General features: G+C 62.0%; 24 protein-coding genes, 1 tRNA gene and 1 pseudogene. 9 read left to right on the top strand and 17 right to left on the bottom strand.

From position 1 onward, the window contains the following. Positions 1 to 91 precede the first annotated feature (91 nt). The 5 genes from NH234_RS13435 to NH234_RS13455 all read left to right on the top strand — a co-directional run bounded on the left by NH234_RS13435 (position 92) and on the right by NH234_RS13455 (position 4,538). Positions 92 to 637: a carboxymuconolactone decarboxylase family protein gene (locus NH234_RS13435; RefSeq protein ID WP_367256957.1), complete on the top strand. Its 546-nt coding sequence runs from the start codon at positions 92 to 94 to the stop codon at positions 635 to 637. A 62-nt stretch (positions 638 to 699) separates the two neighbouring features. Next, the gene (locus NH234_RS13440) at positions 700 to 1,770 is read left to right on the top strand and encodes an acyl-CoA dehydrogenase family protein (RefSeq protein ID WP_367256958.1); all 1,071 of its coding nucleotides are present in this window, start codon (positions 700 to 702) and stop codon (positions 1,768 to 1,770) included. After that, the gene (locus NH234_RS13445; protein WP_367256960.1) at positions 1,767 to 2,609 is read left to right on the top strand and encodes an ABC transporter ATP-binding protein; all 843 of its coding nucleotides are present in this window, start codon (positions 1,767 to 1,769) and stop codon (positions 2,607 to 2,609) included. The genes NH234_RS13440 and NH234_RS13445 overlap by 4 nt, the downstream gene beginning before the upstream one ends. Further along, on the top strand, positions 2,575 to 3,774 hold the full coding sequence (locus tag NH234_RS13450) for an ABC transporter substrate-binding protein (protein ID WP_367256961.1): 1,200 nt from the start codon (positions 2,575 to 2,577) through the stop codon (positions 3,772 to 3,774). The genes NH234_RS13445 and NH234_RS13450 overlap by 35 nt, the downstream gene beginning before the upstream one ends. Then, entirely contained in the window at positions 3,774 to 4,538 is a 765-nt protein-coding gene (locus NH234_RS13455) for an ABC transporter permease (protein WP_367256963.1), read from the top strand. Before NH234_RS13450 ends, NH234_RS13455 begins: the two co-directional genes overlap by 1 nt. 80 nt (positions 4,539 to 4,618) lie before the next feature. Here NH234_RS13455 and NH234_RS13460 read toward each other — a convergent pair whose 3' ends face one another. Both NH234_RS13460 and NH234_RS13465 read right to left on the bottom strand, forming a co-directional pair. Next, the gene (locus tag NH234_RS13460; protein ID WP_367256964.1) at positions 4,619 to 5,650 is read right to left on the bottom strand and encodes an NAD(P)-dependent alcohol dehydrogenase; all 1,032 of its coding nucleotides are present in this window, start codon (positions 5,648 to 5,650) and stop codon (positions 4,619 to 4,621) included. A gap of 51 nt (positions 5,651 to 5,701) precedes the next feature. After that, a complete protein-coding gene (locus tag NH234_RS13465) occupies positions 5,702 to 5,947 on the bottom strand; it encodes a hypothetical protein (RefSeq protein WP_085734015.1) in 246 nt (81 codons plus the stop codon). Positions 5,948 to 6,110: 163 nt separating this feature from the next. Between NH234_RS13465 and NH234_RS13470 the strand changes: the two genes are divergently transcribed. The 3 genes from NH234_RS13470 (at position 6,111) to NH234_RS13480 (ending at position 7,730) form a co-directional block, all read left to right on the top strand. Continuing rightward, positions 6,111 to 6,755, top strand: coding sequence for an ATPase (locus NH234_RS13470; protein WP_085734016.1), 645 nt, complete (start codon positions 6,111 to 6,113; stop codon positions 6,753 to 6,755). Between the two features lie 85 nt (positions 6,756 to 6,840). Beyond that, positions 6,841 to 7,182: a hypothetical protein gene (locus NH234_RS13475; protein ID WP_085734017.1), complete on the top strand. Its 342-nt coding sequence runs from the start codon at positions 6,841 to 6,843 to the stop codon at positions 7,180 to 7,182. 155 nt (positions 7,183 to 7,337) lie between these two features. Continuing rightward, positions 7,338 to 7,730 (top strand): DUF1801 domain-containing protein, encoded by a 393-nt coding sequence (locus NH234_RS13480; RefSeq protein ID WP_085734018.1) that lies wholly within the window; start codon positions 7,338 to 7,340, stop codon positions 7,728 to 7,730. Between the two features lie 50 nt (positions 7,731 to 7,780). Here NH234_RS13480 and NH234_RS13485 read toward each other — a convergent pair. The 5 genes from NH234_RS13485 to NH234_RS13505 form a co-directional block, all read right to left on the bottom strand. Then, positions 7,781 to 7,855 (bottom strand) — tRNA-Gln (locus NH234_RS13485). A 199-nt stretch (positions 7,856 to 8,054) separates the two neighbouring features. Next, positions 8,055 to 9,518, bottom strand: a complete 1,464-nt coding sequence (locus tag NH234_RS13490; RefSeq protein WP_367256967.1) for a GDL motif peptide-associated radical SAM/SPASM maturase — start codon at positions 9,516 to 9,518, stop codon at positions 8,055 to 8,057. A 102-nt stretch (positions 9,519 to 9,620) separates the two neighbouring features. Further along, the gene (locus NH234_RS13495; protein ID WP_085734020.1) at positions 9,621 to 10,199 is read right to left on the bottom strand and encodes a DUF1842 domain-containing protein; all 579 of its coding nucleotides are present in this window, start codon (positions 10,197 to 10,199) and stop codon (positions 9,621 to 9,623) included. Between the two features lie 42 nt (positions 10,200 to 10,241). Then, positions 10,242 to 10,874: a DUF1842 domain-containing protein gene (locus NH234_RS13500; RefSeq protein WP_085708430.1), complete on the bottom strand. Its 633-nt coding sequence runs from the start codon at positions 10,872 to 10,874 to the stop codon at positions 10,242 to 10,244. 34 nt (positions 10,875 to 10,908) lie between these two features. After that, positions 10,909 to 11,094 carry a DUF1843 domain-containing protein gene (locus tag NH234_RS13505; protein ID WP_085708738.1) on the bottom strand — a complete coding sequence of 62 codons (186 nt, stop codon included), beginning with the start codon at positions 11,092 to 11,094 and terminating at the stop codon, positions 10,909 to 10,911. A gap of 559 nt (positions 11,095 to 11,653) precedes the next feature. Here NH234_RS13505 and NH234_RS13510 point away from each other — a divergent pair. Continuing rightward, positions 11,654 to 12,571: a LysR substrate-binding domain-containing protein gene (locus NH234_RS13510; protein WP_085734021.1), complete on the top strand. Its 918-nt coding sequence runs from the start codon at positions 11,654 to 11,656 to the stop codon at positions 12,569 to 12,571. A 39-nt stretch (positions 12,572 to 12,610) separates the two neighbouring features. On the opposite strand, the gene leuD is transcribed toward NH234_RS13510, so the two are convergent. The 10 genes and pseudogenes from leuD to NH234_RS13560 all read right to left on the bottom strand — a co-directional run bounded on the left by leuD (position 12,611) and on the right by NH234_RS13560 (position 22,430). Then, positions 12,611 to 13,219, bottom strand: a complete 609-nt coding sequence (gene leuD / locus NH234_RS13515) for a 3-isopropylmalate dehydratase small subunit (protein WP_085734022.1) — start codon at positions 13,217 to 13,219, stop codon at positions 12,611 to 12,613. 3 nt (positions 13,220 to 13,222) lie between these two features. Next, positions 13,223 to 14,643 (bottom strand): annotated as a pseudogene (leuC, locus tag NH234_RS13520) (3-isopropylmalate dehydratase large subunit). Positions 14,644 to 14,759: 116 nt separating this feature from the next. Beyond that, positions 14,760 to 14,885 (bottom strand): hypothetical protein, encoded by a 126-nt coding sequence (locus NH234_RS13525; RefSeq protein ID WP_367256969.1) that lies wholly within the window; start codon positions 14,883 to 14,885, stop codon positions 14,760 to 14,762. A 134-nt stretch (positions 14,886 to 15,019) separates the two neighbouring features. After that, positions 15,020 to 16,660, bottom strand: coding sequence for a BatD family protein (locus tag NH234_RS13530; RefSeq protein WP_367256971.1), 1,641 nt, complete (start codon positions 16,658 to 16,660; stop codon positions 15,020 to 15,022). Next, positions 16,657 to 18,393 carry a tetratricopeptide repeat protein gene (locus NH234_RS13535; protein ID WP_367256972.1) on the bottom strand — a complete coding sequence of 579 codons (1,737 nt, stop codon included), beginning with the start codon at positions 18,391 to 18,393 and terminating at the stop codon, positions 16,657 to 16,659. Before NH234_RS13535 ends, NH234_RS13530 begins: the two co-directional genes overlap by 4 nt. Next, on the bottom strand, positions 18,390 to 19,469 hold the full coding sequence (locus tag NH234_RS13540) for a VWA domain-containing protein (RefSeq protein WP_085734026.1): 1,080 nt from the start codon (positions 19,467 to 19,469) through the stop codon (positions 18,390 to 18,392). The genes NH234_RS13535 and NH234_RS13540 overlap by 4 nt, the downstream gene beginning before the upstream one ends. Further along, the gene (locus tag NH234_RS13545; protein WP_085734027.1) at positions 19,462 to 19,959 is read right to left on the bottom strand and encodes a DUF4381 domain-containing protein; all 498 of its coding nucleotides are present in this window, start codon (positions 19,957 to 19,959) and stop codon (positions 19,462 to 19,464) included. The genes NH234_RS13540 and NH234_RS13545 overlap by 8 nt, the downstream gene beginning before the upstream one ends. Further along, entirely contained in the window at positions 19,956 to 20,900 is a 945-nt protein-coding gene (locus NH234_RS13550) for a DUF58 domain-containing protein (protein WP_085734028.1), read from the bottom strand. Before NH234_RS13550 ends, NH234_RS13545 begins: the two co-directional genes overlap by 4 nt. Before the next feature lie 5 nt (positions 20,901 to 20,905). Continuing rightward, positions 20,906 to 21,865, bottom strand: coding sequence for a MoxR family ATPase (locus tag NH234_RS13555; RefSeq protein WP_007913915.1), 960 nt, complete (start codon positions 21,863 to 21,865; stop codon positions 20,906 to 20,908). Positions 21,866 to 22,076: 211 nt separating this feature from the next. Further along, positions 22,077 to 22,430 (bottom strand): hypothetical protein, encoded by a 354-nt coding sequence (locus NH234_RS13560; RefSeq protein ID WP_085711311.1) that lies wholly within the window; start codon positions 22,428 to 22,430, stop codon positions 22,077 to 22,079. Between the last annotated feature and the right edge of the window lie 107 nt (positions 22,431 to 22,537).

Genomic DNA, 22,537 nt, shown 5'->3' on the forward strand with positions numbered 1-22,537 from the left:
TCAGGAGCAAGTAATCGCTACTTTAGAATATGGATCGGAATTCTTATAACCAACAGACTGGCCAGACACCCCGACTACAGGAGTCCAGCCCATGTCACGCGTCACACTACACACCTTGCAAAGCGCGCCCGAAGCGGCCCGGCCGTTTCTTGAGAATGCGCAGAAGAATTCCGGTTTCATTCCGAACCTGCTGGCCGTTCTGGCCAACGCGCCGGCCGCGCTGGAAACCTACGTTACGGTATCGGTGCTCAATGGCAAAGCCGAGCTGAGCCTGGCCGAGCGCGAAGTGGTGCAGTTGATCGCAGCGACTAACCATGGTTGCGATTTCTGTGTCGCAGGTCATACCGCCGTTGCACTCAACAAGGCAAAACTGCCGCAGGAAGTGGTCAGCGCCTTGCGCGAGCGGGTGACCGTTCCCGAGCAAAAGCTTGAGACGCTGGCGGCGTTCACCCGTGAAGTTATCGCCACCCGTGGCAACGTCAGTGAGCAGACCTACAACCAGTTCAAGGCCGCCGGTTACACCGAAGGCAACGCGCTGGAAGTGATTCTCGGCGTGAGCCTGGCGACCCTGTGCAACTTCGCCAACGTGTTCGCCGATACGCCGCTCAACCCGGAGCTGGCGCCGTACCGCGCGTGACCGGCGGATCGATTCAGGCAGCGTGGTCTATGGTTGACGCTGCGTACAAGGAGAGAAACGACATGCTCGATCCGGCATTGAGTCAATGGCTGGACACTCACGCCCAGGCCCTGGACCTGGGCGAAAGCGATCCGCAGCAAGTGCTGACACAACTGGCGGCGGCCGATGTGCTGCGAGTCGGTATCAGTCCGTCATTGGGCGGCAGCGGCGGCGACATCAGCGACGCCGTGGAAGTGCTGGCCGAAGTGGCCAGCCATTCGCTGGCAGCGGCTTTTGTGTTCTGGGGCCAGCGGGCGTTTATCGAATACCTGCTGCAGAGCCCGAACGTGGCACTGCGCGAGCGGCTGTTGCCCTCGTTGATCAGCGGAGAACTGGCCGGCGCGACCGGGCTGTCGAACGCGATGAAATTCCTCGCAGGCATCGAAGCCCTGCAAGTGCGCGCTCGCACCGAAGGCAACGGCTGGAGCCTCGACGGTCGGTTGCATTGGGTGACCAATCTGCGCAAAAGCGGGTTTGTCGTCGCCGCTGCGATTGAGCACGAGGAGGGCGGCTCACCGTTTGTCCTGGCGATTCCCGGCGAGGCCTCAGGCGTGTTGCGTTCGGCGGATCTGCAACTGATGGGCTTGCAGTCGAGCAACACCGCGGCCATCGATTTTGCCCAGGTGCAGGTCGGTCGCGAGTGGTTGTTGCATGACGATGCGCGGGCGTTTCTGCCGGCGGTGCGTCCGGCGTTTCTCGGCTTGCAATGTGGTCTGGCCATTGGTCTGGCACGGCGCGCCTTGAGCGAAGTGCAAAGCCATTTGCAGGACGGTCGCTCGATCCTGCTGGAGCCGCTGCACGAACAGCGCGAACAGTTGCAACAAACGGTGGAGCAACTCAAACAGGGCCTGCTCGATGGCCGCTTCCTGGCAAGGCCCGCTGCGTTGTTTCAACTGCGCATTGCCCTTGCCGAATCGGCGGCCAGCGCTGTGCAACTGGAGTTGCAGGCCAGTGGCGGCAAAGCCTATCTGACCGAACATGGCAGCGGGTTCGCCCGGCGCTGGCGCGAGTCGGCGTTCGTGCCGATCGTCACGCCGAGCCTGGTGCAATTGCGCGCCGAACTGCAACGGCAGAAACGGGAAGCGGCGGTATGACTCAGCCGTTGCTGCATGCCCGCGACATCAGTCTCGGCTATCCGCGCGCCGAAGGCTGGCACACGGTGCTGGAGGCGTTCGACTTGCAGTTGCAGCCGGGTGAAGTGGTGTCGATCCTCGGCCCCAGCGGCGTCGGCAAGTCCAGTCTGTTGCGGGTGCTGGCGGGGTTGCAACCGGCGCAGCACGGCAGCGTCAGCGTGCTCGGTGAACCGCTGAGCGGTCCGCATCCACGGGTGGCGGTGGCGTTTCAAGACCCGAGCCTGTTGCCCTGGCTGACGCTGGAAAAGAACGTGGCGTTCGGCCTCGACTTCGCCCGTCAACCGCACCTGAGTGCCGAGCAACGCAAGGCACGGGTCGACCACGCCATCGCCGCTGTCGGCCTGGAACATGTCCGGCAGTTTCACCCGGCGCAGTTGTCCGGCGGCATGGCCCAGCGCACCGCACTGGCCCGGTGCCTGGCACGGCAGCCGCAAGTTCTGTTGCTCGACGAACCGTTCGGTGCGCTGGATGAAATCACCCGCGCCGACATGCAACAGCTGTTGCTGCAACTGATCGCCGAGCACAACACTGCAGCGCTGCTGATCACTCACGACATTGACGAAGCCCTGCTGCTTTCCGGGCGGATTCTGCTACTGGGTAACAGCCCGGCGCGGATCCTCGGCGAATGGCGCGTCGACCTGCCTCAGCCCCGCGCCGAGCTGGTGGACGAACTGGGTGCACTGCGTATCGATATCCTCAAAACCCTTCGGCGGGCGAGCCGCAATCCACTTACCCAACCTTTGCCCGAACCGTCGGAGATTGATCATGTGCCTGGACGACTTCACTCACACACGTCGTGACTTCCTCAAACTCAGCGCCTTACTGACCGCAGGCGGCGCACTGCCGCTGCTCAACAGCCTCAATGCCCGGGCTGCGTCGGAGCCGAATGCGCCGGTGCGCATCGGCTACCTGCCGATCACGGACGCCACGCCATTGCTGGTGGCGCACAACAATGGGCTGTTCGAAGCCGAAGGCATCCAGGCCGAGCGCCCGGTGCTGTTGCGCAGTTGGGCGCAGGTGATCGAGGCGTTCCTGTCGGGGCAGGTCAACGTAATTCACCTGCTGTCGCCAATGACAGTCTGGGCCCGTTACGGCAGTAAGGTGCCGGCCAAGGTTGTGGCCTGGAACCATGTCGGCGGCTCCGGCCTGACCGTGGCCCCGGGCATCACCGAAGTCAGGCAACTGGGCGGGCAGTCGGTGGCGATTCCGTTCTGGTACTCGATCCACAACGTGGTGGTACAGCAACTGTTCCGCGATCACGGGTTGCAGCCAGTGAGCAAACCGGCGAACGCTGTGCTGGCCGCCAACGAGGTCAACCTGCTGGTATTGCCACCTTCGGACATGCCGCCGGCACTCGCCAGCAAACGCATCGCCGGGTACATCGTCGCCGAGCCGTTCAATGCGCTGGCCGAAGAACTCAAGGTCGGGCGGGTGCAGCGTTTCACCGGCGATGTCTGGCGCAATCACGCCTGCTGCGTGGTGTTCATGCACGAGCAGGATCTGAACAACCGGCCCGAGTGGTCGCAGAAGGTGGTCAATGCCATCGTCAAGGCGCAGCTGTGGACCCGGGACAACCGCGCCGAAGCCGCGAAGCTGTTATCCAGGGACGGCGACAATCGCTATACACCTCACGCCCGGAGCGTATTGGACCGGGTACTGGCGCCGGCCACCGGGGAGCGCGAGCAGTACCTGGTCAGCGGTGCAATCCGGCACCGTCATTGGGATGAACAGCGTATCGACTTTCAACCTTACCCCTATCCCAGTTACACCGAAGAACTGATCAAACGCCTCAAGGACACGTTGATCGAGGGCGACAAAGGCTTCCTCGCCAATCTCGACCCGCAGCACACGGCCAGGGATCTGGTAGACGACCGCTTTGTGCGTAACGCCATCGCAGCGGTCGGCGGGATGAACGCGTTCGGTTTGCCCGAAGGCTTTGAGCGCAGCGAGGAGTTCAGTCTCTGATGAACAAACCGAGTTCACCCATCGCGCATGGGTTGTTGGGTGCGGCAGGATTGCTGGGGTTGTTATTGCTGTGGTGGCTGGGGGTGCATCTGGTCGGTGGGGGCGATGCTCTGGCAGTGCGTTTTTCTCCAGAGGCGACCTTTTCCAGTCTGTTTGAATTACTGGGGCGGGCCGAACTCTACGAGCATGTGCTCGTCAGCCTGAAACGGATCCTGGTCGGCTTGCTGCTGGCCTTGCTGATTGGCGTGCCGTTGGGGCTGCTGATCGGCAGCCACCGACACCTCGAGTCGGCCACCACACCGGCCTTTCAGTTCCTCAGAATGATCTCGCCATTGTCGTGGATGCCGGTGGTGGTGATGCTGATGGGGGTGGGCGACCAACCGATCTACTTTCTGCTGAGCTTCGCGGCGATCTGGCCGATTCTGCTCAACACTGCCGCCGGAGTACGGCAACTCGATCCTCGTTGGCTGCAACTGAGCCGCAGCCTCAGTGCGACTCGCTGGGAAACCTTGCGCAAAGTCATCCTGCCGGGTGTGATCGGCCATGTGTTGACTGGTGTGCGTTTGTCCATCGGTATTCTGTGGATCGTGCTGGTGCCGTGCGAAATGCTTGGTGTCAGTGCGGGGCTGGGGTACTTCATCCTCGATACGCGGGATCGACTGGCGTACTCGGAACTGATGGCGATGGTGCTGTTGATCGGTGTGCTCGGATTTGCCCTCGATGCGCTGGCTCGCGGGTTGCACCGACGCTGGGCGCCAGCTTGATATCCGTGCATGACACGTATGTGCTTGGTGGGTGCACGACAAAAAAAGGCGCGTGAGTTTTTCACTCACGCGCCTTTCATTCATTTGCTGGCGTTCAACACGATCCGATATCGCGCCTTGCCACTGCGCAAATGGTCAATGGCTTCGTTGACCTTGCTCATTGGGAATTCCTCGACCTGCGGCAGGATTTGATGCCGTGCGCAGAACTCCAGCATGGTCGCTGCCGTGCCGGGCGATCCAACCGGCGAGGCGGACAAGGATTTCTGCTGGGGAATCAGGTTGAATACATGCACCGGAATTGCATCGGGCACGATGCCGACGAAGTGCAACCGACCTTTGCCCCGCAGGGTGGCGAGCATGGCCGTCCAGTCAAGGTTGGCATTGGCGGTAATCAGCAGGAAGTCCAGAGTACCGGCAATCGCTTTCAAGGCATTGCTGTCGGTGGAAGCGACGACCTTGTGGGCGCCGAGGCGCTTGGCTTCGTCCTGTTTGCTCAGAGATGAGGTGAACGCCGTGACGTCGCAGCCCCAGGCATTGAGGAACCGCAGTGCCAGATGGCCGAGGCCGCCGATCCCGACGACACCCACCCTGTCCGTGGGTTTGATATCAAATTCGACGAGCGGGTTGAATACTGTGGAGCCTGCACAGAACAGCGGGCCGGCCAATGCCGGGTCGAGGTCTTTGGGCAGTGGCAGTGCCCAGGCCCAATGGGTGCGCAGGCGGTCGGCAAACCCGCCGTGACTGCCGATGATCGTGGGTTTGGCCGTGGCGCAAAGGTGATGCGAGCCTCCCATGCAGGAAGAGCAATGCATGCAGCTGCCCTTGTACCAGCCGATGCCAACCCGCTGGCCGACTTCGAGGCCGCGGACCTGCGGGCCTGCACGCACGATGCGGCCAACCACTTCGTGACCGGGAATGAACGGGTATTGGCTGATGCCCCAATCGTTGTCGATCAGCGACTGGTCGGAGTGACAGACGCCGCAGTATTCCACGGCGACTTCGACTTCTTCATCCCCGAGCGGGCCGGGATCGTAACTGTAACGCTCCAGCGGAGCGCCGGCCGAGGTGGCGGCCCAGCCGGTGAACGTCGTCGGTTCGGTGTTATTGCTCACAGGACACCTCCAGGTCTGGCGCTGCGGACGCAGCCTGAAGAGTCTAGCGTGTCATCGAGCGGGCGCTATCCAGGTGTCCAGCACGCGCCGGTCCAGTTCTTCCCAATCCGCCATGCCCAGCACGCGTGTGGTGTTGAGCCCGCGCAGATAACCACGTAACTGATAGGCCACGGCCCGCACGGTTTCGGAGTCGGCCGCGTCCTGACCCAGCACAGTCTCGTATTCGATGAGGTATTCAGCTACACGGTCGCGGAATTCGGGCAGGACGGCATCGCGGATCAGATCAAAGGTTCGCACGGAAAATCCTCATTTGTTTTCGTTGTGATCGAGTGTGCAGCAGTCTGCACGCTGCGCAACTATTGGTTCAAGTAATAGTGACCATCAAGAAACGCAAGTTCTGCTTTGTGGCCGACAGGCGGAAAATCGCCTCCATCGAAACGCAGCTCAAGGAATTTGCGCGATGAAGACTTTGACCCGACTGGCTTTGGTCGCCCTGCTGATGGGCGGGGTAGCCACCACTGCACCGACTTACGCAGCCGACGCCGGTACGTGCCATTTTCTTCCTATCGGCGGCGCCAGCAGCGGGCTGCAGCACTCGCAAACCGTGGGTGTGCTGTACAGCGAAAATACGCTGGAGAACCAGCAATACCTGGAGCGCTACCACGACGTGGCGGTGAACGGTGCCAAGGATGCGCTCGATGCGCGGATCCGCGAGGCCTTCGTCAACAGTTCCGACCCGGAACTGGCCATCGACTGGTTGATGAGCTCGCTGCAACAGCAGTTTCTCTCGGTGACGGTCTACGACAGCCTGGATCAACTGGTGCAGGCCCATCCGGACGTGGTGGTGATGCTCGACACCCACAACCGTCTGCTGACCCAGCGCAACAGTCAGGTCGAAGCGCGCTTCGCCGCACGTTTCTACGACGCCAACTTGCAATACATCGGCAAGGCCGAAGGTGCGGTGGAAAAACAGATGCCGTCGGTGTGGGTTCACAACAAGGCAGTGCCCGAGATTGCAGCCCAGATCGAAAAACAACGCGACCTGCAATTCAGCGCCTTGAAGCAGTTCGATGATTCGCTCAAGGCCCTGGTGAGTGCAGGCTGAACACTTTTATTAAAACTGCAACGGCCGCGCTCGTGACGCTGAACGTTGCTTGAGAACCGAACCTTTTATTTTCAGGATTTTATCCATGCGTGCCTTTTTTATCCCTGCCATGGCTTCTGCCACTTTGCTGCTGACCGCCTGCGCCTCCGCGCCGAATGACCCGACGCTGACCTTGCAGACGCACAAGACCCCGGCCCAGTACGCCGAATGCGTCGTGCCGAAATTGCAGGGTCATGCGATGAATCCGACGGTCTCCCAGACCCAGCGCAGCTACCGGATCGTGGTGCCGAGCAAGGTGTCGGCCGACAACGTGCTGGAAGCCTACAAGGCACAGGACGGTGGCAAGGTGTTTTTGTACGAGCGCCACTTGCTGGCTTCCAGTTTCATGCCGTCGAGTTTTGAACGGGCAGCCCAGGATTGTCTGTAACGCCTGACAGTCAACGTTTTTGACGATGCTCCTTTGGTTGGCCGCAACCAACCAATTTCTTTGCCCCGCACCTTGCGGGGCTTTTTTTTGCCCGGCGTTTCGGTCATTCGGCGCTACGCTGGAAAGCGAACAAGGTTTCTCGGGAGTAAGGGCCTATGAAGAAAAACAGCATCGACACAGAGGCGGAACAGCCTTCTGCGCTGATCGACGCCAGAATCGCTGAACTGAACGACTGGCGTGGCCAAAAACTGGCCGAGATTCGCGCGATCATTCACGAGGCCGACCCGCAGGTTGTCGAGGAGTGGAAGTGGCGGGGCGTTCCGGTCTGGTCCCACGGTGGCATCATTTGCACAGGGGAGACCTACAAGGCTGTAGTGAAAATGACCTTTGCCAAAGGTGCTGCGCTGGAGGACCCCTCGGGGTTGTTCAATGCCAGTCTGGACGGCAATACCCGGCGGGCGATTGATGTTCACGAACACGACGAGATCGATGCAAAGGCACTGAAAGCACTGGTGTGTTCGGCGATTACGTTGAATACAAGAAAATAATTTGCCGTTGAGGCAGAGATGAAACGGAGGAGGGTGAAACGAGGAAAAAATGGCAGGGGCGGCTGGATTCGAACCAACGCATGGCAGGATCAAAACCTGCTGCCTTACCGCTTGGCGACGCCCCTGTGGCTATTGCTGTCAGTCCGAGAGGACCTCTGCAACAGTGGGCGGCACTTTACCAGCGCTCTTGCATTCTGGGAACCCCTCAGACAAATAAATTTCATGGAAAACAGCTACTTATTTCTCGGAGCGGCCGAAGGGCCGGATTTTCAAGACGTCTCGGCGGTCCAGGCGCCAGAATCCTTCGGGCGCCTGGACCCGATTTCACACCAACGTACTCGGCGCCACCCCCAACAAACCCGTCAACGTGTTCATGATCGCCTGCTGACGGGCGCGGTCCGTCTGGTGCCTGGCCTCGGCGGCAGCGACGTCGGCGTGGCAGTGCGGGCAGATCGATTCGTGTGGGTGGATGTATTGCAGGCAGCTGCGGCACAGCGCCAGTTGCACAGGGATGCGTCCTTCCTCAGGCGCTTTCTGGCCCTGATTGACCCAGGCCAGCTTGATCACCTGGCCACTGTCGCTGACGCTGCTGACCTGCTCGCCGGTGTCGATGCGTTCGGTGATCAGGTCAAAGCGTCCGACAGCAAAAGAGCGCTGCGCCGCGTCTTCGATCTTGACGATGCGCTCGCGCAGTCCGCGTTTCTGCAATTCCAGGGTGCGGTAATGGCAGTATGGATTGTTGCCGGGTTTGCCCAGCAGCGAGTGCGATGTCCAGGTGCAGCCGCCCCGGCACACGTCGTTGTAATAGCAGCTGCGGCAATAGCCCCACAGGTCGTCGACCGAGCGCAGACGGCCGAAGTGAATGCCTTCGCTGTAATGCCAGATATCGTGCAGGCTCATGTTGCGCACGTTGCCGCCGGAGAAACCGACGGTCGCCAGTGACGGGCAGCCTTTCACCGTGCCGTCGGCTTCGAGCGCCAGTACGGTCTGACCCGCCGCGCAGCCGCTCCAGTGCACGCGTTCGTCACCGAAGCCACGCCACAAATGTTCGTAAGGGCCGTAGTAGCCGATGTTGTTGCCGACGTTCATCAACAGGCCGCGATCCACGCCTTCGCGGTACAGGCGCGCGAGCAGCGGCATCACTTCCAGCAATTGATAGGGTTGCAGCAGCAGTTCCGGGTGATCCACGGCATTGCCCATGGCCACGGTGATCTGGATCTGCCAGTGGGTGGCGCCGAGTTCGATGATGGTGTCCATCAACTCCGGCAAGTCAGGCAAGGTGGCCGCACCGATCTGGGTGTTGACGCTCACCGCCAGCCCGGACGCCTTGGCCCGGCGCAGGGTGTCGACCGCCTTGTCGAACGAACCGGGCACGTTACGCACCTTGTCGTGCAACGGCGCGAGCCCATCCAGAGAAATCCCGACTCCGTTGAGTCCTGCATCGACCGCTGCCTGCATCTTCGCCGGCGTCAGATTGCGCCCACCGGTCTGGATCGCGCAGTACATGCCGTGGTCGTGGATGGCCTGGATCAGTTGCGTCCAGTCCTTGCGCAAATAGGCTTCGCCGCCGATCAGGGTGATCTCGCGGGTGCCGAGGGCGGCGAGGGAATCGATGACATCGAGGCATTCACGGGTGTTGAGTTCATCGGGGCGTCGGTGCCCAGCGCGTGAGCCGCAATGCAGGCATTTGAGGTCGCAGGCCAGGGTGATTTCCCAGACCACGTGCACCGGCACGTAGCGTTTTAGATCGGTGTCACTGAGGTAGCGGGCAGGGCGGATGTCTGTCATGGGAGATCCTTGCGCACGATCCTGTGCGCGGCACGATTGGACTGACCTCGATTCGCTGCAGACCGGGCGGGGCCAGCAGTGACCTCGCCCGGGGCCTGCGGTTTAGCGTGCTTCCAGACGCGCGATTTCTGCGTTCAGTTGCTCAAGGGCACTGCGCAATGCGCCCTGATGGGCCAGTTGCTGTTCGCCCTGTTGCACCACGGTTTTCAGCTGCGCCAGATCGCCACTGGTTTGCGCCTGTTGCACGGCCACGGCGTAGAGCGGCTGGAAGTGACGCTCGTGGGGTTGCGGCTCGATGGTCGGCGCCTGATGCACGGCAACGTGCCTCACGTAATGCCACTGGCCGCCCTCGTTGTAACGGTAATCGACAAAGCCGCTGGTCCAGTCGTCGAGGATGCCCTTGAGGCTGAAGGTCTGCGCAATCTGGCTCAGCGGACCGCTCGGGCTGCCATCGAGGGTGAGAATGATGTAATTCTCGGTCGATGGGGTCAGCCGGGCTTCGGAATAGTCGCCCCAGACCCGGGCATGGAAATTGACCGGCGGCCAGGTGCTTTGAAAGACGCTGGCAGCGCCGCTGACTTTTTTACGCACGGTATCGACCACAAGGTCGAGGGTCAGGACTGGTGCGCCGAGCAAGGAATTACTGGCGATGAGGCGGGTATGAAAAAGTCCAATCGACATGGTGCTTACTCCCTTAAGTGAATGGCGGACTCAGTGGTCGAATCAGCGGGCCTGCAACTTGCTGATTTCGCTCTTGGCGGCGTCCAGTGCCTTTTGCAGTTGGGGTTGCTGATCCAGTTGCTGCTGGGCGAGCTTCGCCAGGTTTTTCATCTGGGCCAGGTCGCCGCTGGCGATGGCGCTCTGGATCGGTGCGGCATACAGCGGCAGGATCGGCGGATGCGGAAGAATCACCGGGCCGGGATGGAACGGCTGGAAGACATTCGAGGGCACCTCGACCAGATGGGCCGGCACGTTGTTCAGTTCGTGCCAGCGTTGCCCGTCGAAATACTCGTAATTGGCCACGCCCTCACGCCAGTCGGTGCCGACCACCAGCTGAATCTTGAAGTTCACGATGGAGTTGGAGCCGGGGCCGCCTTCATTGCCCTCGGCGGTAATCAGGATTTTACTGACACCGGGCTTCATGACCGTCAAGTAGGTGTATTCGCCCCAGACATCCGAATCGATGTCCAGCGGAGGATTGGTTGCCTGAGTGATGGCGGAGGTGCCGCTGACTTCATGCTGCGGTGTGGAAACCAGCAGGTTGAGCGCAAGGCTTTGGGCCCCCGGCTGACCCGTTCCGATCCGATAGCTCACGGGGAACAAGCCGACATTTTGTTGCTGAACTGAACCAGACATGTGAATTGCCTCCATTGCAATGTGGTTGATGGCCTTAGTGTTTTTCCAGACGGGAAACTTCTTTGGCCAGTTTTTCGTACGCGGTTTGCAGCTCCTTCGCTTCCGGCTTCGTTGAATCGCGCTGCTTCAACAAAGTCTTCATCTGTTGCAGATCGCCTCCCGTGATGGCGCTCTGGATGGCGACGCCGTAAGGCGGCATGTTGTGTTTTGAGCCAGTCATATCGAGGGTTTCCTCGTGGTGGTTGCCGAACATCCCCTTCAGGCGAGGGGCGTCTTTCCTGACAGGCAGGCGACAGCCAGCGGCAGGAAACACTGGCGACAGTGGTGCCTGGCGAGGTGAAGGCCTGATCCGTCCGGATCCGTCAAATCGTGGTGATTGAATGGGCGCCGATGCGACGCCGTGGGCGTCAGCCGAAACCGTCCGGTCTGCTGTCCGGCCTGCTGCTCGGAGTCGGGAGGCGCGTCTGCCGTGGCAGAGGGCAAGAGAAGTTCGCCTGTACGTTGGTCATCTTTCTGTCCTTGATAGAAAGCAACGAAACACAGGGATAGGTTGTTCACTCATCAAGAGTGCATTAACCCGCAAGCACAAAAACCATCCCTGATTTTTCTTCCAGTGCTGCTGATGGCGTTCGTCGAGAGACGATTGCCCAGTGGCCAGCATATCGCCAGCCACGCAACCCTAGCCCTGTTTACCGGGGCCTGCCAGAAAAAGCGCCGAACGGTCGTGGCCGCTGCTATCCTGCGCGAATCATGAAGCAGGCAGTGGATAAGCGCGCTGTATGAACACGAATCGTGACCAGTTTCCCTTGCCCGAAGACCTAAAGGTCTTCCTCACCGTCATCCGCAAAAACAGCTTCGCCAGCGCCGCCGACGAGTTGGGCTATTCGCCGGCGTACGTCAGCAAGCGCGTCGCAGTGCTCGAAACCACGCTTTCGACAAAACTGTTGCACCGCACCACCCGACGCATTGCACTGACCGACGACGGCGAGCGGGTGCGGATCTGGGCGGAGAAACTGCTGGGTGATTTCGATGATTTTCTCGGCGAGATTGCCCAGGCCCGGCACCAGCCGGCGGGTTCGCTGCACATTTGCAGCAGCTTCGGTTTCGGCCGCAATCACGTCGCGCCGGCGATCAGTGAACTGTCCCGAACGTGCCCGAAACTCGACATTCGGCTCGACGTGTTCGACCGCGTGGTCGATCTGGTGGGCGAGGGCTTTGATCTGGAAATTCTCGTCGGCGATGATCTGCCGGGCCAGCATCTGGCGCGCAAACTGGTGAGCAACCGGCGGGTGCTGTGCGCCACGCCGGGGTACCTCGAACGCCGGGGCACACCGCAATCGCTTGAAGACCTGAAAGACCACGATTGCCTGGTGCTCAAGGAGCGCAACAATTCATTCGGCATCTGGAACCTGACCCGCGACGGGCAAGAAGAATCGGTGCGGGTCAGCGGCCCGTTGTCCTCCAACAGTGGCGAAATCGTGATGGAGTGGGCCTTGAGCGGCGGCGGAATTCTGTTGCGCTCGATGTGGGACGTCAAACCGATGCTCGAACAGGGGCGGCTGGTGCAGGTGCTGGCGGATTACACCCAGAGCGCCAATGTCTGGGCGGTGTACCCCACACGGCTCAGCGAGTCGGCCAAGTTGCGGGTGTGTGTGGAGTTTCTCGAAGAGTATTTCCGCGACTTGTCCGTCGAATGAGAAACCGGGTGGTTCAGTGAGCCACCCGGTTTTTTGTGTTCAGCCCAGCCAGGGATTTTCCGCGAGATGGCGCGCTTCAAACGCGCGAATCTGCCCGGCCCGCTGCAGCGTCGTGCCGATGGCGTCCAGCCCCAGCAACAGTGACTGTTTGCGCAGTTCATCAATCTCGAAAGCGATCCGTGTTCCGTCTGCCAGTTCGATGGTCTGCTCGGGCAGGTTCACACGGACATGCGCGGTCGCCGGAACGCTGATGATGTCGGCAACTTTCTTGAACTGCGCGGCATCGAGCTGAATCGCCAACACGCCGTTGCGTTGACAGTTGTCGTAGAAGATCCCGGCAAACGTGGTGCCGATCAGTGCCCGGATCCCGACCTGCTTCAAACCCCACACCGCGTGCTCACGACTGGAGCCGCAACCAAAATTGGGGCCGGTCACCAGAAACGTGGCGTCCTGCCAGGCCGGTTGATTGAGTACGAAGTCAGGGTTGGGTTCGCCGGAGGCGAGAAAACGCACATCGAAAAACAGCCCCCGATCCAGACCCTGGCGATCAATACCCTTGAGGAACTGCTTGGGCATGATCACATCGGTGTCGATGTTGGCCGCCAGAAACGGCGCGGCGCTGCCGCTGATGGTGGTGAACGGTTGCATGGCTCAAACTCCTGGCGCGAAGGCGCGAACGTCAGTCAAATGTCCGGTAATGGCGGCTGCGGCGACCATTGCCGGGCTCATCAGGTGCGTGCGCGCCCCGGCGCCCTGACGACCTTCGAAGTTGCGATTGGTGCTGGACGCGCAGCGATCACCGGGCGCGAGCACGTCGTCGTTCATCGCCAGGCACATCGAGCAACCCGATTGCCGCCATTCGAAACCGGCGTCGCGAAAGATCTGCGCCAGCCCTTCGTCTTCCGCCTGATCGCGAACCTGCGTCGAGCCGGGCACGATCATCGCCCGCACGTGGGGCGCCACGTGCTTGCCGCGCACCACGCGGCAACGTCACGCAAGTCTTCGATCCGCGCATTGGTGCAGGAGCCGATAAAGGCGTGGCTGATGACCACTTCGCTCAGCGGCGTGCCGGGTGTCAGGCCCATGTAATCGAGGGCGCGTTGCAGGCCTTGGCGCAGAATCGGATCGGGCTGGCTGGCCGGATCCGGCACTCGCCCGCCGACCGGGGCGGCCTGATCCGGGCTGGTGCCCCAGGTGACCATCGGTTCCAGCGCCGAGACATCCAGGCTGACTTCACTGTCGAACACCGCGCCATGGTCGCTGTGCAAGGCTTTCCAGCGCTCGACCGCCTGCTCCCAGATTTCCCCTTTCGGTGCGCGCGGCTTGAGTTGCAGATAGGCGAAGACCTTGTCGTCCGGCGCCATGAACGCTCCGCGAGCGCCGGCCTCCACGGCCATGTTGCAGATGGTCATGCGTGCTTCGACGCTGAGATCGCTGATCGCCGGGCCGGTGAATTCGATGGCGTAACCGGTGGCCCCTGAAGCACCGATCTGCTCGATCAGCGCCATGATGATGTCTTTCGACGTGACGCCCGCACCCATCTCGCCGTTCACCGTCACCCGCATGGTCTTCAGGCGTTTGTAGACCAGGGTCTGCGTCGCCAGCAGGTGCTCGATTTCCGAGGTGCCGATGCCAAAACCGAAAGCGCCCAGTGCGCCGTAAGTGGTGGTGTGGCTGTCACCGGCCGCCACCACCATGCCCGGCAGAATGAAACCCTGTTCCGGCGCCACGACGTGTTCGATGCCCTGACGCTTGTCCAGCACATCGAAAAGCTCGATGCCAAAGTCGCGGCAGTTCTCTTCGAAATACGACACCTGCCGCGCACCGCCGGCGTCGGGCATGGTCGCGATGCGCATCGGCGCCGTGGGGTTCACATGATCGACCACCGCCAATGTCGCAGCGGGCCGCCAGACTTTGCGTCCGGCGTCGCGCAATCCGCTGAAGGCTTGCGGGCTGGTGTATTCGTTGGCGACCTGGCGGTCGATGTAAAGCAGCACGTGGCCCTGATCGTCGAGATCGCAGACGGTGTGGCTGTCGATGTGTTTCTGGTACAGGGTTCTGGGGCTGGGCATGGCGTTGGCTCTTTTCTGTCAGGGGCAAAAAACGGCTACTGACAGAATATTGATCGCAGAAACGGCATCAAGAGCGCTTTGGTGAAGTGGTTGAACACGGAATGTGAGTAATTGCCTCAAGCCTTGGCGCGCATTCCGCGCATCGGGTCGTCGAGCAATTCGAACTGTTCGGCCATGAAGTCGATCAGCATGCGCAGGGATGGCAGCATGCCGTGGTGGCTGGCGAACACTGTGTAGGTCATTTCCGTGCGCGGCGCCCGGTCCGGTTAATGGCGCGTTGGTTGTCGCGGTGAGGTCGATGTCTGCCAGCTCCGGAGCGGAGGGACGGATATCCGCGCCCTCTGCACTTCAGTGCAGACACTGACGATCAGCAGGCCTACTTCGGATAAAGCGGCGGCAACCCGCTATCGCCCACCGGATCCTGCACCCGCTCCGCCGTCGGAATCGTGCGAATCGCGCGCCACAAATCCTCACCCTGCCAATGCTGGCCGGTCTCGCTGTACAGCGCGCCGTTCAAACCGTCGAGTGCGTCGGACAGTGGCACGAAACGGGCGGCCATGTCGGCCAGGGTTTCCGGTTGCTGGCGGGCCCAGGCGTCGAGGGCCTGGCGGGTGGCCTGGGGGTCGTTGGCCTGGCTGGCACGTTTGATGTCGTCGAGCAGGGTGCGCGGACTCGGGCCGGTTTGCGCGGCGCGCAGGATTGCCGGTTGCCAGCGGGCGCGCCACCAGAGGCCGAAGCCGAGCAGGGTGGTGCAGGCCAGGATCAGCGTGCTGAGTTTCCACCACCACAGCGCTTCGCTGTCGGCGGTGTTGAAGGATTGCGCGCTGCCGGCCGGGGTGTCGACCTGCAGGCTCGGGTTGGTCACCACTTGCAGGGTGCGGGCCGGCAGGCTGGTGTGTTCCAGGTGATCTTCGAAGGTGTTCCACCACACCACGTCCACGGTCGGCAGTTCGATCGAACCGCTGCGGCTCGGCACCAGCGCTTCGCGTTCTTCACGGCTGCCGATCAGACCGCGCTCGCTGCTCTGGTTGTTGAGCACCGGTTGGTCCGGGTAGCGACGCAAGCCATTGGCTTCGGTGGCGGGCAGGGCGGGCAGTTGCGAACTGGCCAGGCCTTCGACCTTGAGGGTCAGGCTGCGGGTCAGGGAGTCGCCGACCTGGGTGTGATCCGGTTCCGGATTCCAGCTTTCGCTCAGGCTCAGGCTACGGGCCGGCAGCCACGGCGCGTCGGCCGGATAAGTGATGGGTTTGGGTTTGACCGTCAGCGGGATTTCCGTCGAGGTCACTCGTAACACTTTGCCCGGTTTCGGACCCTGTGCGTTGGCGTCCTTGGCAGGCTGGGTGTCCACCCGCGTGGCACTGAAGGTTTGCGGGGTGATGGTCAGCAAACCGCTGTGCTGCGGGAAGATCGCGTAGCGCATTTCGATCACGCCATGCCGCACGCCGTTGATGTCTTTTTCGTAGGTGCGTGTATCGCCCAGCTGTTCGACTCGTGCATCGGTGATCTGCAACGGGGTGACGCTGCTGTCGTCGTACAGCGACACCGAATGGTAGATGCGCAGGGTCAGGACGGCCTGGGCCTGCACATAGACGCTGGACTGGTCGAGGCTGGACTCGATGAACACCGGGTCGAGCACATTCTTTTCTTCGGTGACGTCGCTTTCCACCACCTGCACGGTGATCGGCTGGCTCTGGGTTTCGCCCAGTTTCAATGACGGAATTTCAACGCTGCCGTTCTGTTTTGGCAGCAGGGTGATGATCCAGCGGGTGGTGGCGCGGTTCTCGTTGTTGAGCGTGTTCAGTTGGTTGACCTGACGCGTGCCGCGCACTTCGAACAGCGGTTCGAGCGGGGTCAGATCAGGCTTGCCGAACTGTGTGACGTCGTTGGATTCGAGGGTGAGTTCCACCGTCTCGCCGGAGTTCAGGCGACTGCGATCCACACTGGCCGTCAGCTCGGCCGCCTGAGCGGTAGCCGTGCAGATCAGCAGGGGTAGCAAGAGAGCGGTGAAACGGGTCATCGAGTGTTTTCCTGATCCTGATGTTGTTGCTGTTCGTACCAGAATTTGCGTCGCAGCAATTCGCCCGGATCGTCCGGGATTTTGCCCAGCCATTGTTCCAGTGCCTGACGCTGCTCGCCTTCGAGGTTGTCCTCGCCGGGGCTAAGCGTCGGGGCCGTGTTCTGTTCCGCGTCCGGTGCGCTGTCCGGCAATTCATCGGGGCCCGGTTGCGGCGGGGTAGTCGGCGGCGGTTCGCTGGCTGACTCCGCAGGCTGGGCCTCACTTTGTGCGTCTTTCTTGATCGCCGGTGGCGGCGCAGTGGCGGGCGGTGGTTCGTCGCCCGGCATATTCTGCTGCGTCGGTTGCTTCTCGGGCTCGCTCGGCGGCGGAGTATTTTTCTGCTTGAGCAGGTTTTCCACCAGCGCCTTGTTGGTCAGCGCCGGGCGCAAGTCCGGCTGCAGCTCCAGGGCCTGTTCGTAGGCGTCGATGGCCGCTTCCAGCTCACCGCTTTTCGCCAGTGCGTTACCACGATTGTAGTGGGCGCGGGCATCGCTGCCCTCGGCGAAGCGCTCGGCGGCGCCACTGTAATCGCCGGCCTCGTACAACGCCAGCCCTTGCCATTGGTGGTCTTCGAAGTGTTGCGCAGCCTCGGCCGGACGCTTCTGTTTCAGCAGATGCAAACCCTGTTGGTCGGGGCGCAGCCACAGGTCTTCGAAATTGAAAGCGTAGCTCGGTTGCGGCAGACAGAAGAGCAGCGGCAGACAGAACAACCAGCCACGGCGCCCGGCGCACGCGGCCAGCAGCAACAACGGCAACAGCAGCCAGTAACCCTGATCGGCCCAAGTGTCGAGACGCAGGGTCTGGCCGTCATTGCGCAGGCTGCGCGGGCCATCGAGCAGGCCGAGGCTGCGCAGATCCGATTCATCCAGTCGTGCACTGTGGTACTCGCCGCCCACCGAATTGAGGAAGGCACCGAGGCCGGGGCTGTCGAGTTGCGGCACGCGGATCGCACCCTGGGCGTCCTTGAGGAAACTGCCGTCCTCCTGAGCAATCGGCGCGCCCTCGGCGGTGCCGATGCCAAGCATCAGCAATTGCGCCGATTGCCCGCTCAACGCATGACGAATGCCCTGGCGTTCTTCATCGGACAACGAAGAGCCGATCAGCAGAATACGTCCCTGGCCCAGCGCGCCTTGTTCCAGCAATGCCAGCGCCTTGCTCACCGCAAGATCAGCGCGATGGCCGCTCTCTGGCATCAGCGATGGTTTGAGGGCGTCGAGCAGATTGCGACTGGTCGCCAGATCATCCGACAGCGGCACCAGCGTGTGGGCGCTGCCGGCATAAACGACGATGGCGGTCTGCGCATCGCTGCGTGCTTTGAGCAGATCGAACAGTTTGCGCCGGCCCTGTTCCAGACGGGTCGGCGGCGAGTCGGTGGCGAGCATTTCCGGGGTCAGTTCCAGCACCACCACCAGCGGATCGGCCGGCTTCTGGCTGGTCTGTTCGACCCGTTCCCAGCTCGGTCCGAGCAGCGCCAGAATGGTCAGCAACCACGCGACACCCAACGCAACCCACGGCAACTTGCTGTCGCGACCGCTGCCGCCACTGAGCAATGCGGCATGGAACGCCGGCGGCAGAATCATCTGCCAGCGTCCGGCGCGTTTCTGCCGGTGCCAGAGCTGCCAGATCAACCAGCCGAGCAGCGGCAACAGCAGCAACCACCAAGGACGGAACCAGTGCGGCCAGAGGGCGATCATCGGCGCCTCCGCAGACGCAAACGCTTGAGGCGCTCGCGCCAGTCAGGCAGGGGGCTTTGCAGATACAGCTCCTTGGTGAACAGGCGTTGCAACGGGTTGTCCGGCCACAATTCGCGGGCGACCAGCAACATGCTCAACAGCAACGCAAGCGCCAGTGGCCATTGATACAAGGCCTGGGCCGGGCGCGCCTGGGTCGGTTGCTGGGCCACCGGTTCCAGTTGGTCGAGGGTGTCCTTGATCGCTTGCAGTTCCTTGCCGTCGCGGGCGCGGAAGTAGCGTCCGCCGGTAGCGTCGGCAATGGCCTTGAGCGCCGGCTCGTCGAGGTCGAGGGTCGGGTTACCGCCAAGCAGTGCCGTGGCACCACTTTCTTCCGGGTCGGCGCCGATGCCGATCGGATAGATTTTCACGCCTTCGTTGGCCGCCAGTTTTGCGGCGGTCAGCGGCTCGATCTCCCCGCCGTTGTTGGCACCGTCAGTCACCAGAATCAGCACGCGGCTCTGCGCCGGGCGCATGCGCAGGCGTTTGAGCGCCAGACCGATGGCGTCGCCAATCGCGGTGTTCTTGCCCGCGATGCCGATCCGCGCTTCGTCGAGCCACACGCGCACGGTGCGCCGGTCAAACGTCAGCGGTGCTTGCAGGTAAGCCTGGCTGCCGAACAGGATCAAACCGACCCGGTCGCCGTCGCGGCTTTCCAGGAAGTCACCGAGCAAATGCTGGACCAGCGACAGGCGACTGACATCTTCGTCGTTCCATTGCATGTCGGGGAAATCCATCGAGCCGGACACGTCCACCGCCACCAGCAGATCGCGACCGCTGGCGGCAATCGGCAGCGGCTCACCGAGCCATTGCGGGCGGGCGGCGGCGATCAGCAGCAACAACCACAGCAGCATGTACGGTGCTTGCTGACGCCAGGCCGGCAGATTGGCCCGGGCGCGGCGGCGGGCGAGGCCTTCGAGGTCACCGAGGAAACTCACCTTCAGCGCCGGCTCGCCGCTGTCCGCCACGGGCAGCACAAGGCGCATCAGCCACGGCAGTGGCAACAGCACAAAGATCCACGGCCAGGCGAACTCAAACATGCTTGCGGATCCACGTGTCGACGGCTTGCGTCAGGCCGGCGATGGCCTTGTCGTCGAGTTTGCATTCGGGCTTGTAGGCGCCTTCCACCAGCACCATCCAGCGAGTCAGGCCGGCGGCAGGGCAACGGTTGTCGAGGAACGCCAGCCATTTGCGCCCGTTGAGGGTGTGGCTCTGGCTGTAGGGGTAATGGTTGCGGCACAGGCGTTTTAGCAGGCCGTTCAGTTGTTGCAGCCAGGCGCCAGCCGGTGCGCCGTCATAGGGTTTGACCATTTGCGCCAGTTCGGCGAGCGCGGCAATGCGCACCGGATCGAGTGGGATCTCGGCGCGCACGACGGGTTTTTTCTTGATCGGAATGAAACGGCGCAGGCGCCACAACGCGTAGCCGATCAGTGGCAGCAGCAAAAGCAGCAGCCACCAGCCCGGCGCCGGCGGCCAGAAGGCAATCGGTGGTGGGGAAATCAGCGGTTGCAGTTGTTCGAGGCCGTTCATCGAACTTTCCCTGGGCGCTGCGGATTAAGGAATTCGCGCATCTGCTCGACCATTTCGCTCTGGGTGCTCAACGGCATCAGCAACACACGCAGCTTCTGCGCGAGCAATTCCCAGCGGGCGATGCGTGCTTCGGCCTGGGCGCGATAGGTCTGGCGCAGGTCGAAGTTGAGGGTGTCGAGTTCCAGTTGCGCGCCGCGTTCGGCAAATCTCAGCAGCCCGGCGGCGGGCAGGGCGTGATCCAGTGGATCGGACAGCGGCAGCATCAGCAGGTCGCAATGACGCGACAGCAGACTCAGTTGCTGCTCGGCGCTGTCGCTCAAGGCGCGCTCGTCACAGATGACGATCACCAGACTGCCCGGACGCAATACTTCACGGGCCCGGCGCAACGCGACACCAAACGCATCGCGATCGGGCTCCCGCTCACTGTGCAGCGACTGATTGACCTTCACCAGCCGATTGAGCAGTTGCAGCAGGCTCTGCTTGCTGCGGCGCGGCTTGATCTCGTAATGCTCGTTGTCGCCGAACACCAGCCCGCCGACCCGGTCGTTGTGGCCCAGCGCGGCCCAGCCGATCAGCGCCGCCGCTTGCGCCGCTAGCACCGATTTGAACATCAGCCCGGAACCGAAGAACAGCCGCGTGCTTTGCTCGACCATGATGAAAATCGGCCGCTCGCGTTCTTCATGGAACAGCTTGGTGTGCGGCTCCTGAGTCCGCGCAGTCACGCGCCAGTCGATGGTGCGTACATCGTCGCCAGCCTGATAGACCCGCACCTGATCAAAGTCGACGCCACGGCCGCGGAATTTCGAGTGATGCAGGCCGATCAGCGGGCTGCGCTGGCTCGGCGTGGAAAACAGCTGCACTTCGCGCACGCGGTGGCGCATCTCGATCAATTCGGCGAGGGAGATGCGGATACCGGGTTCGGACGGCAGGGAGGCGTTCATCGGGGTCAAGCGACGGCTACGACGTCGAGAATCCGTTGCACCACCCGATCCTGATCGATGCCGGCAGCTTCGGCCTCGAACGACAGAATGATGCGGTGACGCAACACGTCGAACAGCACAGCCTGGATGTCTTCCGGGCTGACGAAGTCGCGACCGGCCAGCCACGCGTGGGCGCGGGCGCAACGGTCGAGGGCGATGGAGCCGCGCGGGCTGGCGCCATAGGCGATCCACTCGGCCATTTCCGGGTCGAACTTGGCCGGGTTGCGTGTGGCCATGACCAATTGCACGAGGTATTCCTCCACGGCGTCCGCCATGTACAGACCGAGGATTTCCTTGCGTGCGGCGAAGATCGCCTGCTGGCTGACCCGGCGCTCGGGTTTGGTTTCGCCGTTCAGGGCTTCGCCCCGGGCCTGTTGCAGGATCCGGCGTTCGACAGCCGCGTCGGGGAAACCGATCTTCACGTGCATCAGGAAACGGTCGAGCTGCGCTTCCGGCAGCGGATAGGTGCCTTCCTGCTCAATCGGGTTCTGCGTGGCCATCACCAGAAACAGCGGCGACAGCTCGTAGGTGCTGCGCCCGACACTGACCTGACGCTCGGCCATGGCTTCGAGCAAGGCCGACTGGACCTTGGCCGGGGCACGGTTGATTTCGTCCGCCAGCACCAGGTTGTGGAAGATCGGGCCTTGCTGGAACACGAAACTGCCGGTTTCCGGGCGATAGATCTCGGTGCCGGTGATGTCGGCAGGCAAAAGGTCCGGGGTGAACTGGATGCGATGGAACTGGGCTTCGATGCCCTCGGCGAGCTCTTTGATCGCTTTGGTCTTGGCCAGGCCCGGAGCGCCCTCGACCAGCATGTGGCCGTCGGCGAGCAGGGCAATGAGCAAGCGCTCGATGAGTTTTTCCTGGCCGAGAATCTGCGTTGAAAGAAAGGTTCGCAGCGCCAGCAGCGCTTCACGATGTTCCATCGATGACTGTTCCTGGAAAGGGTGGCCACAGGCGTTCGGATAACGCCGGGGCAGGGGGCGTTACTTTAATCCATCGCAGGGGGTGGCGACTAACGGCATTTTGCGCAAAGTGCGGGAAATGACCGGGGCAATTGTTGGAATTTTGTAGGGTGGGGGAGGTGCGGTGTTCTTTCGGGCCCTTTCGTACGCGAAAGGGCCGGCCCAGAGACCCTCAAATCTGGCTGATAAAGGTGCCAGTACCGTCAAGAATGTTCTTCAGGGTTTCCTCGACCTCGGCCAGATCCACCATGTCCGGGTTATAGGTGATTTCCAGCACATCGTCGCCATTCAGCGCATCGGCATCCGCCGCGGCGATTTCGATCTTCAGCAGGGTTTTGGTCAGGGTGACTTTCACGCCGTCGAGGGTGGACGGTTCGCCATCCAGCGTGATCTCCAGCTCATCCTCGTCCGGATAGCGGCTCATCAGAAACATTTCGCCCTTGTCGCTGTGGCAGCAGAGCATGGCCATGTTGTCTTCTTCGTCGTCGCACGGGTTGACGATCAAAAGGGCGGTGGTCATTTGCATGGGAATTCCTGCCTCGGCGGGCTTGTTGGTCGCAATTGGGCGCGATTCTGCCAGCCTCCGGGAATTTCTGCATGTGAGAGTGTCAGAGGACGTGTCGTGAACGCGAC

The organism is Pseudomonas sp. stari2 (assembly GCF_040760005.1).
In the GTDB taxonomy this organism is placed as follows: domain Bacteria; phylum Pseudomonadota; class Gammaproteobacteria; order Pseudomonadales; family Pseudomonadaceae; genus Aquipseudomonas.

Excerpts from the sequence above, each read along its gene's own strand:
- NH234_RS13530 (WP_367256971.1), bottom strand. The coding sequence starts at position 16,660 with ATGACCCGTTTCACCGCTCTCTTGCTACCCCTGCTGATCTGCACGGCT.
- NH234_RS13440 (WP_367256958.1), top strand. The coding sequence starts at position 700 with ATGCTCGATCCGGCATTGAGTCAATGGCTGGACACTCACGCCCAGGCC.
- NH234_RS13435 (WP_367256957.1), top strand. The coding sequence starts at position 92 with ATGTCACGCGTCACACTACACACCTTGCAAAGCGCGCCCGAAGCGGCC.
- NH234_RS13505 (WP_085708738.1), bottom strand. The coding sequence starts at position 11,094 with ATGACTGGCTCAAAACACAACATGCCGCCTTACGGCGTCGCCATCCAG.
- NH234_RS13560 (WP_085711311.1), bottom strand. The coding sequence starts at position 22,430 with ATGCAAATGACCACCGCCCTTTTGATCGTCAACCCGTGCGACGACGAA.
- NH234_RS13540 (WP_085734026.1), bottom strand. The coding sequence starts at position 19,469 with ATGTTTGAGTTCGCCTGGCCGTGGATCTTTGTGCTGTTGCCACTGCCG.
- NH234_RS13555 (WP_007913915.1), bottom strand. The coding sequence starts at position 21,865 with ATGGAACATCGTGAAGCGCTGCTGGCGCTGCGAACCTTTCTTTCAACG.
- NH234_RS13495 (WP_085734020.1), bottom strand. The coding sequence starts at position 10,199 with ATGTCGATTGGACTTTTTCATACCCGCCTCATCGCCAGTAATTCCTTG.
- NH234_RS13475 (WP_085734017.1), top strand. The coding sequence starts at position 6,841 with ATGCGTGCCTTTTTTATCCCTGCCATGGCTTCTGCCACTTTGCTGCTG.
- NH234_RS13545 (WP_085734027.1), bottom strand. The coding sequence starts at position 19,959 with ATGAACGGCCTCGAACAACTGCAACCGCTGATTTCCCCACCACCGATT.
- NH234_RS13455 (WP_367256963.1), top strand. The coding sequence starts at position 3,774 with ATGAACAAACCGAGTTCACCCATCGCGCATGGGTTGTTGGGTGCGGCA.
- NH234_RS13470 (WP_085734016.1), top strand. The coding sequence starts at position 6,111 with ATGAAGACTTTGACCCGACTGGCTTTGGTCGCCCTGCTGATGGGCGGG.
- NH234_RS13510 (WP_085734021.1), top strand. The coding sequence starts at position 11,654 with ATGAACACGAATCGTGACCAGTTTCCCTTGCCCGAAGACCTAAAGGTC.
- NH234_RS13450 (WP_367256961.1), top strand. The coding sequence starts at position 2,575 with ATGTGCCTGGACGACTTCACTCACACACGTCGTGACTTCCTCAAACTC.
- NH234_RS13480 (WP_085734018.1), top strand. The coding sequence starts at position 7,338 with ATGAAGAAAAACAGCATCGACACAGAGGCGGAACAGCCTTCTGCGCTG.
- NH234_RS13500 (WP_085708430.1), bottom strand. The coding sequence starts at position 10,874 with ATGTCTGGTTCAGTTCAGCAACAAAATGTCGGCTTGTTCCCCGTGAGC.
- NH234_RS13550 (WP_085734028.1), bottom strand. The coding sequence starts at position 20,900 with ATGAACGCCTCCCTGCCGTCCGAACCCGGTATCCGCATCTCCCTCGCC.
- NH234_RS13445 (WP_367256960.1), top strand. The coding sequence starts at position 1,767 with ATGACTCAGCCGTTGCTGCATGCCCGCGACATCAGTCTCGGCTATCCG.
- NH234_RS13490 (WP_367256967.1), bottom strand. The coding sequence starts at position 9,518 with ATGACAGACATCCGCCCTGCCCGCTACCTCAGTGACACCGATCTAAAA.
- NH234_RS13525 (WP_367256969.1), bottom strand. The coding sequence starts at position 14,885 with ATGACCTACACAGTGTTCGCCAGCCACCACGGCATGCTGCCATCCCTG.
- leuD (WP_085734022.1), bottom strand. The coding sequence starts at position 13,219 with ATGCAACCGTTCACCACCATCAGCGGCAGCGCCGCGCCGTTTCTGGCG.
- NH234_RS13535 (WP_367256972.1), bottom strand. The coding sequence starts at position 18,393 with ATGATCGCCCTCTGGCCGCACTGGTTCCGTCCTTGGTGGTTGCTGCTG.